This is a genomic window from Mycobacterium sp. ABE4_509 (genome assembly GCF_056160785.1).
Genome location: NZ_JBSWXU010000171.1, coordinates 1 through 10,425, shown reverse-complemented (window position 1 = coordinate 10,425; position 10,425 = coordinate 1). Strand labels below are relative to the sequence as shown.

The 10,425-nt window shown below is 69.4% G+C and carries 9 protein-coding genes; all 9 read left to right on the top strand.

Going from position 1 to position 10,425, the window contains the following annotated elements; all coding sequences use genetic code 11:
- A partial coding sequence (gene egtA, locus ACXAID_RS24680) for an ergothioneine biosynthesis glutamate--cysteine ligase EgtA (protein WP_475024815.1) occupies nucleotides 1–960 on the top strand: 960 nt, incomplete at its 5' end.
- 6 nt (nucleotides 961–966) lie between these two features.
- The gene (gene egtB, locus ACXAID_RS24675; protein WP_475024814.1) at nucleotides 967–2,304 is read left to right on the top strand and encodes an ergothioneine biosynthesis protein EgtB; all 1,338 of its coding nucleotides are present in this window, start codon (nucleotides 967–969) and stop codon (nucleotides 2,302–2,304) included.
- Nucleotides 2,297–2,986: an ergothioneine biosynthesis protein EgtC gene (gene egtC, locus ACXAID_RS24670; protein ID WP_475024813.1), complete on the top strand. Its 690-nt coding sequence runs from the start codon at nucleotides 2,297–2,299 to the stop codon at nucleotides 2,984–2,986. The genes egtB and egtC overlap by 8 nt, the downstream gene beginning before the upstream one ends.
- Complete coding sequence (gene egtD, locus ACXAID_RS24665; RefSeq protein ID WP_475024812.1) at nucleotides 2,986–3,960, top strand: L-histidine N(alpha)-methyltransferase; 975 nt, start codon at nucleotides 2,986–2,988, stop codon at nucleotides 3,958–3,960. Before egtC ends, egtD begins: the two co-directional genes overlap by 1 nt.
- Nucleotides 3,957–5,039, top strand: a complete 1,083-nt coding sequence (egtE, locus tag ACXAID_RS24660) for an ergothioneine biosynthesis PLP-dependent enzyme EgtE (RefSeq protein WP_475024811.1) — start codon at nucleotides 3,957–3,959, stop codon at nucleotides 5,037–5,039. Before egtD ends, egtE begins: the two co-directional genes overlap by 4 nt.
- Before the next feature lie 192 nt (nucleotides 5,040–5,231).
- Nucleotides 5,232–6,524, top strand: a complete 1,293-nt coding sequence (gene mdo, locus ACXAID_RS24655; RefSeq protein ID WP_207065382.1) for an NDMA-dependent methanol dehydrogenase — start codon at nucleotides 5,232–5,234, stop codon at nucleotides 6,522–6,524.
- On the top strand, nucleotides 6,524–7,696 hold the full coding sequence (locus tag ACXAID_RS24650; RefSeq protein ID WP_475024810.1) for an AAA family ATPase: 1,173 nt from the start codon (nucleotides 6,524–6,526) through the stop codon (nucleotides 7,694–7,696). Before mdo ends, ACXAID_RS24650 begins: the two co-directional genes overlap by 1 nt.
- Before the next feature lie 8 nt (nucleotides 7,697–7,704).
- Nucleotides 7,705–9,228 carry a VWA domain-containing protein gene (locus ACXAID_RS24645; protein WP_475024809.1) on the top strand — a complete coding sequence of 508 codons (1,524 nt, stop codon included), beginning with the start codon at nucleotides 7,705–7,707 and terminating at the stop codon, nucleotides 9,226–9,228.
- A gap of 104 nt (nucleotides 9,229–9,332) precedes the next feature.
- On the top strand, nucleotides 9,333–10,425 hold a 1,093-nt coding region (locus tag ACXAID_RS24640; protein ID WP_475024808.1), incomplete at its 3' end, for an iron-containing alcohol dehydrogenase.

The window sequence follows — 10,425 nt, the reverse complement described above, 5'->3', positions numbered from 1 at the left end:
CGGCTCGACCGTGCGGTGCTGCGCGCGTCGTTCGCCCGCGCCGGCTACGGTCTGGTGCTGCTCGGCGCCGACCCGCTGCGCCCGGCCGGGCGGGTCCATCCGAAGGTGCGTTACGACGCGATGGAGCAGTTCTTCCAGGCCAGTGGGACGGGTGCGGCGGCCGCGGCGATGATGACGTCGACGGCGTCGGTCCAGGTCAACTTCGATGCCGGTCCGCGGACCGGCTGGGGTGAGCGGGTGCAGTTGGCCCACGCGCTGGGGCCGGTGATGGTCGCGATCGCGGCGAACTCGCCGGTGCTCGCCGGCTCCTTCACCGGGTGGTGCTCCACCCGTCAGCGGGTGTGGAGCCAGCTCGACTCGGCACGGTGCGGGCCGATCCTGGGGGCCAGCGGCGACGATCCGGCCAGCGATTGGGCCCGCTACGCGATGCGTGCGCCGGTCATGCTGGTGAACAGCCCCGAGCCGGTTCCGGTCACCGGATGGGTGCCGTTCGCCGACTGGGCCGACGGACGGGTACTGCTCGACGACCGCAGGCCCACCGCCGAGGACCTCGACTACCACCTCACCACGCTGTTCCCGCCGGTGCGGCCGCGCGGCTATCTCGAGGTCCGCTACCTCGACACGATGCCCGACGCGTTGTGGCCGGCCGCGGTGTTCACCCTGGCGACCCTGCTCGACGATCCGGCCGCGGCCGACATCGCCGCCGAGGCCACCGAGCCGGTGGCCACCGGATGGGACCACGCAGCCCGCGCCGGACTGCGTGACCGCCGCCTGCAACGCGCGGCCGAGCGCTGTGTGCAGACAGCGGCGGACCGGGCGCCGGCGGACATCGGGGAATCGATGCAGTCGCTCGTGCGTTTGGTCGAGCAGGGACGCTGTCCAGCCGACGACTTCGCGGACCGGGCGGTGACGTACGGCATCGCCGGCGCGGTCACCCAACTGGCACAGGGAGAGTTGTAGACAACTGTGACGTCCCACGAGATGCTCGCGACCGAGTTGAACAGAGCCAGGCAGCGCACGCTGCGGCTGGTCGACTTCGACGACGCGGAGGTGCGTCGTCAGTACGACCCGTTGATGAGTCCGCTGGTCTGGGACCTGGCCCACATCGGTCAGCAGGAGGAGTTGTGGCTGCTGCGCGGCGGCAACCCGGACCGGCCCGGGCTGCTGAGCCCGCAGGTCGACCAGCTCTACGACGCTTTCGTGCACTCCCGGGCCAGTCGGGGCGATCTGCCCCTGCTGCCTCCGGCGGATGCGCGGTCCTACTGCGCCACGGTGCGCGGGCGGGCGCTGGAGGTACTCGACGCGTTGCCCGACGGGCACCCCGACGCGTTCACCTTCGGCATGGTGATCAGCCATGAGAACCAGCACGACGAGACCATGCTGCAGGCGCTGAGCCTGCGCTCGGGCGCGCCGCTGCTCGATCGCGGCTCGGCGTTGCCCACCGGTCGGCCCGGTCTGGCCGGAACCTCGGTGCCGGTGCCCGGCGGTGAGTTCGTCCTCGGCGTGGATGCCTCGGTCGAGCCGTACTCGCTGGACAACGAGCGTCCCGCCCACGTCGTCGACGTGCCGTCCTTCCGCATCGGCACGGTGCCGGTCACCAATGCCGAGTGGGGCCGGTTCATCGAGGACGGCGGCTACCGGGAGCCCCGCTGGTGGTCGACCGACGGGTGGGCGCACCGGGAACAGGCCGGGTTGGTGGCCCCGCTGTTCTGGAATGGCGGAGCGCTCGCGGGCACCCGCACGCGGTTCGGCCACGTCGAGGAACTGCCCCCGGACGAGCCCGTCCAGCACGTCACCTTCTTCGAAGCCGAGGCCTACGCGGCCTGGGCCGGTGCCCGGTTGCCCACCGAGGTCGAATGGGAGAAAGCCTGCGCGTGGGACCCCGAGATTCGCGCCCGGCGCCGATACCCATGGGGCGCTGCCGAACCCAGCGCCGAGCTGGCCAATCTCGGTGGTGATGCACTGCGGCCGGCGCCGGCCGGTGCCTATCCGGCGGGTGCCTCGGCCTATGGTGCCGAGCAGATGATGGGTGACGTGTGGGAGTGGACGACCTCCACACTGCGGCCCTGGCCGGGATTCACGCCGATGGTCTACGACAGCTACTCCCAGCCGTTCTTCGACGGTGTGGGATCCGGCGACTACCGGGTGCTGCGCGGCGGGTCGTGGGCCGTGGCCCCGGGCATCCTGCGGCCCAGCTTCCGGAACTGGGATCACCCGATCCGGCGCCAGATCTTCTCCGGTGTCCGGCTGGCCTGGGACGATGCCGATGAGCCGCTTGCGCGAAGAGCGACTAGCCATGTGTAGGCACCTGGGTTGGCTCGGCGAGCCGGTCACGGTCGGCTCGCTGATGCTCGAACCCACCTCAGGTCTGCTGGTTCAGTCGTACGCGCCGCGCCGCCAGAAGCACGGCACCATGAACGCCGACGGTTGGGGCGTCGGATTCTTCGATCACGACGTGCCGCGGCGGTGGCGCAGCGCCTCCCCGCTGTGGGGGGACGCCTCGTTCGCCTCGGTGGCACCTGCCCTGTCGAGCGGGTGTGTGGTGGCGGCGGTGCGCTCGGCCAGCGTGAACATGCCGGTCGAGGCGTCGGCGTCGGCACCGTTCAGCGACGGCGCCTGGCTGCTGTCGCACAACGGTCTGGTCGACCGCGCGGTCCTGCCCACCTCGCCGCATGCCGAGTCGACCAACGACAGTGCCCTGCTGGCCGCACTGATCTTCGGCCAGGGGCTCGACAACCTCGGTGACACCGTCACCCGAGTCGGTGCCGACGACCCCAACGCCCGGCTGAACATCCTGGCCGCCGACGGTTCCCGGATGCTGGCCACTACCTGGGGTGACACCCTGTCGGTGCTGCACCGCACCGACGGGATCGTGCTGGCCAGCGAACCCTACGACGACGATCCCGCATGGCAGGAAGTTCCCGATCGTCACCTCGTCGAAGTCACCGGCACGCATGTGGCGATGACGCCACTGAAAGGATCGTGATGTCCTCCTCCGACCTGTCGATCGCCAACTACCTGGCCGCCGACGCCGCCGACGAGGCGTTGCGCCGCGACGTCCGGGAAGGACTCGCGCAGCAGCCGAAGACGTTGCCGCCCAAATGGTTCTACGACGCTGCCGGTAGTGACCTGTTCGACCAGATCACCCGGCTGCCGGAGTACTACCCGACCCGGGCGGAGGCCGAGATCCTGGCCACCCGGGCCGCCGAGATCGTGGCGGCCTCGGGTGCCGACACCCTGGTCGAGCTGGGCAGCGGAACCTCGGAGAAGACCCGCACGCTGCTCGACGCGATGCGCGAACACGGGTCGCTGCGCCGTTTCGTCCCCTTCGACGTCGACGCGAGCGTGCTGACCTCCGCCGGGCAGGCCATCGCCCGGGAGTATCCCGGTATCGAGATCGATGCGGTCTGCGGTGATTTCGAGGAGCACCTGGGCAAGATCCCGGCCACCGGACGGCGCCTGGTGGCGTTTCTGGGCTCCACGATCGGCAACCTGACCCCGGGGCCGCGCGCACAGTTCCTGGCGTCGGTGTCGGAGATGATGCAGCCCGGGGACACCCTGCTGCTCGGCACCGATCTGGTCAAGGACACCGGCCGGCTGGTCCGTGCCTATGACGACAGCGCCGGGGTGACGGGACGGTTCAACCGTAACGTGCTCGCCGTGGTGAACCGCGAACTCGGCGCCGACTTCGACGTCGATGCCTTCTCCCACGTCGCACGGTGGAACGCCGCCGAGGAGCGCGTCGAGATGTGGCTCAGATCGACCCGCGCGCAGCACGTGCGCATCTCCGCTCTTGACCTCGGCGTCGACTTCGCCGAAGGTGAGCAGATGCTCACCGAGGTGTCGTGCAAGTTCCGCCCCGACGGGGTCGAGTCCGAACTGGCAGCCGCCGGGCTGCGTCGCACCCACTGGTGGACCGACGAGGCCGGCGACTTCGGGTTGTCGCTCTCGGTGAAGTGACGCTCGCGCAGCGTTGGCGGGAGGCCCGGCCACCCGCCGCAGGAGTACATGTCGACAGCGCGGCCTGCTCGCGGCAGAGTTTCGCGGTGATCGAGGCCGCCGCCCAGCACGCCCGGCACGAAGCCGAGATCGGCGGCTACCAGGCCGCCGAGGCCGCCGCCCCGGCGTTGGACGCCGGCCGGGCCGCGGTCCGCACCATGACCGGAATGCCCGATGCCGACGTCGTGTTCACCACCGGGTCCGGCCACGCGCTCGACATCCTTCTCGAAGACTGGGCGGGCGTCGACCGCAGGCTGGCCTGCCTACCCGGTGAGTTCGGCCCGAACCTGTTGCTGATGCAGCACCACGGATTCGCCGGACACACGTTGCCGGTGGACGGCGCCGGACGCCTCGACGTGGACGCGGCGGCCCGCCAGCTCGCCGCCGATCCGCCGCCGCTGGTGCATCTGACGATCGTCGGCAGCCACAGCGGAATCGTGCAGCCGGCCCGCGAACTGGGCCCGGTGTGCCGGGACCTCGGCATACCCCTGGTCATCGACGCTGCCCAGGGGTTCGGCCACGTCGACTGTGCCGGGATCGGTGCGGACGCGCTGTACTCGTCCTCACGCAAGTGGCCCGCCGGCCCGCGCGGGGTGGGGGTGCTGGCCGCCCGGCCGGGTCTGCTGTCCGAGTCGGTGCGGCTGCGACTGGGGTTCGCCGAAACCAACGTCGGACTGCACGTGGCCTTTTCGCTGGCATTGGGCGAACACATGGCGGTGGGGCCGGCAACCATGCAGGCCCGGCTGCGCGAGGTGGGTGCCACCACCCGCACGGCGCTGTCCGGCGTCGCGGGGTGGACGGTCGTGGAGTCCGTCGACGAACCGAGCGCCATCACCACGCTGCGCCCGCCCGAGGGCGTCGACCCCGCCCGGGTGCGGGAACGGCTGATCGCCGAACATGGCGTCGCGACCACCTACCTGGGGGTGGAGCGCGCCCCCCGGGAGATGACCGGACCGGCCCTGCGGATGTCGCCGCACGCCGATCTCACCGACAGCGACCTCGAAACCCTGGCCGCTGCGCTGGCCGCCGTCACGGACTGACCGGGCGCACCGGCGCAACCACCTCTCCGACCGGGTAGGTCGGTCACTACCCGGTCGTGCGCAATCGCGCTGCCCGAGGATTCGGTCTTGCCGCCGAGCTGTTCCGTGGCTCACAGCCGCGTGCTTACGGTGCCTTCATCAGGGTCGAACGCCACCCTGCTGCATCGCCACAGGCCTGGAAAGGACCAGACAATGAAGGTCGAAGATCTCCTCAAGCCCTTCCCCATCAAGGAGTTCCACCCGTTCCCCCGCGCCATGATGGGCCCCGGTGCACACGAGATGGTCGGCCCCGAAGCTCTCAAGATGGGATTCAAGCGCACCCTGCTGATGTCGTCGGGCCTGCGCGGCACCGACATCGTGCACAACATGGCCGAGTCGCTGAAATGGCACGGCCTCGAGGTCGTCGTCTACGACCAGGTGGAGTCCAACCCCAAGGACTACAACGTGATGGACTCGGTCAAGCTCTACCAGGAGAACGAATGCGACAGCTTCGTCTCCATCGGCGGCGGCTCCACCCACGACGCCTGTAAGGGCGCGCGCATCTCGATCGCCCACGACGGCCGCAACGTCAACGACTTCGAGGGTTTCAACAAGAGCGAGAACCCGAAGAACCCGCCGCACATCGCGATCTCGACCACCGCGGGCACCGGATCGGAGACCTCGTGGGCCTACGTCATCACCGACACCACCACCGATCCGGACAACCCGCACAAGTACGTCGCGTTCGATGACGCCTCGGTGGCCACCCTGGCCGTCGACGACCCGGTGTTGTACTACGAGTGCCCGGTCGACTACACCGCCCAGTGCGGATTCGACGTGCTGGCCCACGCCTCGGAGCCCTACGTGTCCCGGCTGAACTTCGAACCTTCGCTGGGCAATGCGATCCGCGCGATCAAGCTGACCGCCGAGAACCTGCGCGAGGCCACCTGGAACGGCACCGACCTCAAAGGCCGTGAGGGCATGATGTACGCCCAGTACATCGCCGCTCAGGCGTTCAACTCCGGTGGTCTGGGCATCATCCACTCCATCTCGCACGCGGTCAGCGCGTTCTACGACACCCACCACGGGCTGAACAACGCGATCGCGCTGCCCCGGGTGTGGGCGTTCAACATGCCGGTGGCCTACAAGCGGTTCGCCGACATCGCGGCGGCCATGGGGGTGGACACCTATGGAATGACCGATGTCCAGGCTGCCGACGCCGCGCTGGCGGCCGCGATCCGGCTGCTACGCGACGTCAACATCATCGAGAAGTTCACCGACGTCAAGCAGGACAGCTACTCGAAGAACCGGCTGGGGAAGGGGCCCACCAAGTTCTACGAGAACGCTCCGGTCATCAAGGGCGACAAGGCCGATGTCGACCGCATCACCAACCACGTGCTCGGCGACGCCTGCACCCCGGGCAACGCCAAGGAATGCACGTTCGACACGGTGCGCCCGGTGGTCGAGCACTGCATGAACGGTGACCTGGACGAGCTGCTGCCCTGATGTTCGCCACGGTGGACGAGGTGCGCACGGCGCTCGCCGGCGAGGGATACATCGCCGACGAGCGCCTGGCCACCACCGTGTTCCTGCAGACCCGGCTGGACAAACCCCTGTTGATCGAGGGGCCGGCCGGGGTCGGGAAGACCGAACTGGCGAAAGTCCTCGCCGCTGCCACCGGCCGGCGGCTGCTTCGCCTGCAGTGCTACGAGGGCCAGGACGAGACCAAAGCGCTCTACGAGTGGGACTACGGCAAGCAGCTGCTGTACACGCAGATCCTGCGCGAGAAGATCGGCCAGATCGTCGCGGACGCCGTCGATCTGGGGGAGGCGGTAGCGCGCATCGGCGCCCAGGAGAGCGTGTTCTTCTCCGACCGGTTCCTGGCCCCGCGCCCGCTGCTCGAAGCGGTGCGCTCGCCCGAGCCGGTGGTGCTGCTGGTCGACGAGATCGACCGCGCCGACGAGGCGCTGGAGGCCGTACTGCTCGAACTCCTCGGCGAATACCAGGTTTCGGTGCCCGAGATCGGAACGTTCGTCGCCGAGCACGCACCGTATGTGATCCTGACCTCCAACAACACCAGGGACCTGGCGGCTGCGCTGAAACGACGGTGTCTGCACCTGTTCCTGGACTACCCGGCCGCCGAGCGTGAACTGGAGATCGTGCGCTCGAAGAACACCGGGCTGTCCGATGCGCTGGCGGCCCAGCTCGTCGACATCGTCCGCGGACTACGTGAGCTCGAGCTGCGCAAGGCGCCCAGCATCTCCGAGACCATCGACTGGGCACGCACCCTGGCCGTACTCGGTGTCGACGAGCTGTCCGCGCAGATCCTGTCCGACACGGTCTCGGTGGTGGTCAAGTACGACAAGGACGTGCGTAAATCGCTGGACGCGCTGCCCCGTCTGGTCGACCCCAATGCCACCGTGCCCGAGTCCCTGCACAAGCGGCATTCGCACGACCACGACCACGACCGAGACCATGGCCACGACCACGATCGAGACCACGACCATGACCACGATCGAGACCACGACCATGACCACGACCGAGACCACGACCACGGCGAGGATGGTCGGGCGGTGCGTCTGGCCAAGGACAAACCCGGCCGGTTCACCGACGGCTACTACGGCACCCCGAAGAAGTCCGGGCAGGCGGCGGCACTCGGTCGGCGCCGGGCGCTGTAGGGCACCCCGTGGAAGCGACCCTGCACCGGTTCGTCCGGCTGCTGCGGCTCGGTGGCGTGCGCGTCTCGATTCCCGAAGCGCTCGACGCGATGCGGTGCGCTGGGCAGCCCGGTGTGTTGTCGTCCCGGGCTGTCCTGCGCACCGCATTGCGCGTCGCACTGGTCAAAGACCATCGCGACGAACCGGTCTTCGACGAGATCTTCGACGCGTTCTTCTCGCTGGTACGTGTCGGACCGGACGACCACGGTCACGGCCACATCCATGCCCACGACGACCTCGTCGACACCGGCGAGCTGGACTCGTTCACGCTGTCCGAGGAGCCGAGCGAAACCCCGCAACCCGGCCACGAACACGGCAAGCCGGCGAGCATCCGCGACTACTTCAAGCAGGAGGACCTCGCGCAGCGCTACAACCTGCACCAGGAGGCGAACAAGATCGACCTGGCAGCCCTGACCGACGAGATCGCGTTCTCCAAGGACAGCGCCGCCGGAGCCGACGATTCGTATCGGGTCCAGCTGAGCACCGACCGGCTCAGCGGCGCCGGCACCCCCGGCTCGCTGGCAACCTCGAGCGGGACCCCCGTCGACGCGCAGCTGTCCATCGCAGAACAGGACGCGCTGCTGGGCTGGCTGACCGACGCGCTCGACGACGGCGGCGGCGACGAGAGCGACGCGGCCGCGTTGCGGGCGCGGCTGGCCGGGGTGCTGGAGAACCTGCCGCAGGCCCTCAAACGACAGCTGGAGGCGCTGCTGGCGCTGGAGACCAAGATCGTCGAAGCCCGGGAGCGCCGTGAAGCGGTGGTCGACCGCATCGGTGAGACCGAGCGCGCCGAGTTGGAGGATTCGCTGCGCAGGTTGGCCCGCACCCTGCACGGTGCGCTCACCCACCGGCGCCGGGTGGCGGCGGCGGGCCGGGTGGACCCGGGCCAGACGATGCGGCGCAACATGAGATTCGACGGCGTTCCGTTCGTGCCGGTCACGGTGCGCCGGGCCGAGGACCGGCCACGGCTGGTGGTGCTGGCTGATGTGAGTCTGTCGGTGCGCGCGACCTCGCGATTCACCCTGAACCTGGTGCACGGCCTGCAGGACCTGTTCACCCAGGTGCGGTCGTTCGTGTTCGTCGACGGCGTCGCCGAGACCACCGAGTTGTTCCGCGACCACCCCGGTGAGCGGGCGCTGGGCCTGATCTTCGGCGGCGATGTGGTGGATACCGCGGCGAACTCCGACTACGGCAGTGTGTTCGGTGAGTTCCTGGCCGAACATTCGTCGGCGGTGACCCGGCGGACCACGCTGCTGGTGCTCGGCGACGGCCGCAACAACGCCCGCGACCCCAACCTGGCCGCGTTCGAGGAGATCACCCGCCGGGCCCGGGAAACGGTCTGGCTCACCTCGGAACCCCGCTACTCGTGGGGGCTGGGCAGCTGCGACCTGCCCGCCTATGCGCAGTTCTGCGACCGGGTCCGCGTCGTCGCCGACCTGGCCGGGCTGGAACGCACCGCGCACGACTTCGCGGCCGAAGCGGTGGGGCGGTGATGAGCGTGCATTCCCGCCGAACTGGCATTCCGGCAGCGGAAAGTCGAGAGCAGGCCTGCTGGAATGCCGTTTCGGCGGAACGGGGCCGTACGCTGGATCATGCAATGTTGCCCGGGTCACATTCGGTGCGTCCGGGACGGGCCGGGCGAGGCGAGACTGTGGCGAAACTGGAGATCAGGGGCAGTGCGGCGGGGCCGCGGGTGCTGAAGTTCCACGCCCCCGAAATCGTGTTCGGGATCGACTCGATGGCCGAGGCCGCGCACGCGGCGCTGCGCCTGGGCGCCCTGCGGCCGATGCTGGTCACCGACCCCGGCCTGATCGAGGCGGGCTGGGCCGACGAGATGGTCCGGCACCTCGGTGAACAGGGGGTCCGAGCCGTGGTCTGGAGCGACCTGACCCCCAACCCCAAGGACCACGAGATCACTGCCGGCTACCAGAGTTACGCCGAAAGCGGTTGCGACGTACTGGTCGCCGTCGGCGGCGGCTCGGTGATCGACGCCGCCAAGGGCGTGGCCATCCTGGCGGCCAACGGTGGCGACATCCTCGACTACGAGGGAGTGGACAAAGCCGAAGTTCCCATTCCCCCGCTGGTGGTGGTGCCGTCCACCTCGGGCACCGGCGCCGACGTCTCGCAGTTCTGCATCGTCACAGACACCACCCGCAACACCAAGATCACCATCCTGGGCCGGGCCCTGGTTCCCGACATCACCGTCATCGATCCGCGGCTGCTGACCACCATGCCGGACTGGCTCAACGCCGCCACCGGCCTGGACGCCCTCACCCACGGCATCGAGGCGTTCGTGTCGCTGGGCCACAACCAGCTCACCGACCACCACGCCCTGCGCGCGGTGCAGATGGTCACCGACAACCTCGTGTGCACCATGGAACGCCCAGCCGAGATGGCGGCCCGGGTGTCGATGGCGCAGGCCGCGTTGGAGGCCGGTCTGGCCTTCACCAACGCGATCCTGGGGGCCGCCCACGCGATGAGCCATCAGGTCGGCGGACTGCTCGATCTGCCCCACGGCGTCATCAACGGGGTGCTGCTACCGCACGTGGTGCGGTTCAACGCCGAGGCCGACCCCGAACCCTACGCGGTCATCGCCGCCTATCTGGGCGTGGCCGAGCGCGGCGCCCCGGCCGCCGAGGCCGCGCTGGCCCTGGCCGAGCGCATAGACCTGCTGGCCCGCGACGTCGGGG

Excerpts from the sequence above, each read along its gene's own strand:
- egtC (WP_475024813.1), top strand. The coding sequence starts at position 2,297 with ATGTGTAGGCACCTGGGTTGGCTCGGCGAGCCGGTCACGGTCGGCTCG.
- egtD (WP_475024812.1), top strand. The coding sequence starts at position 2,986 with ATGTCCTCCTCCGACCTGTCGATCGCCAACTACCTGGCCGCCGACGCC.
- mdo (WP_207065382.1), top strand. The coding sequence starts at position 5,232 with ATGAAGGTCGAAGATCTCCTCAAGCCCTTCCCCATCAAGGAGTTCCAC.
- ACXAID_RS24650 (WP_475024810.1), top strand. The coding sequence starts at position 6,524 with ATGTTCGCCACGGTGGACGAGGTGCGCACGGCGCTCGCCGGCGAGGGA.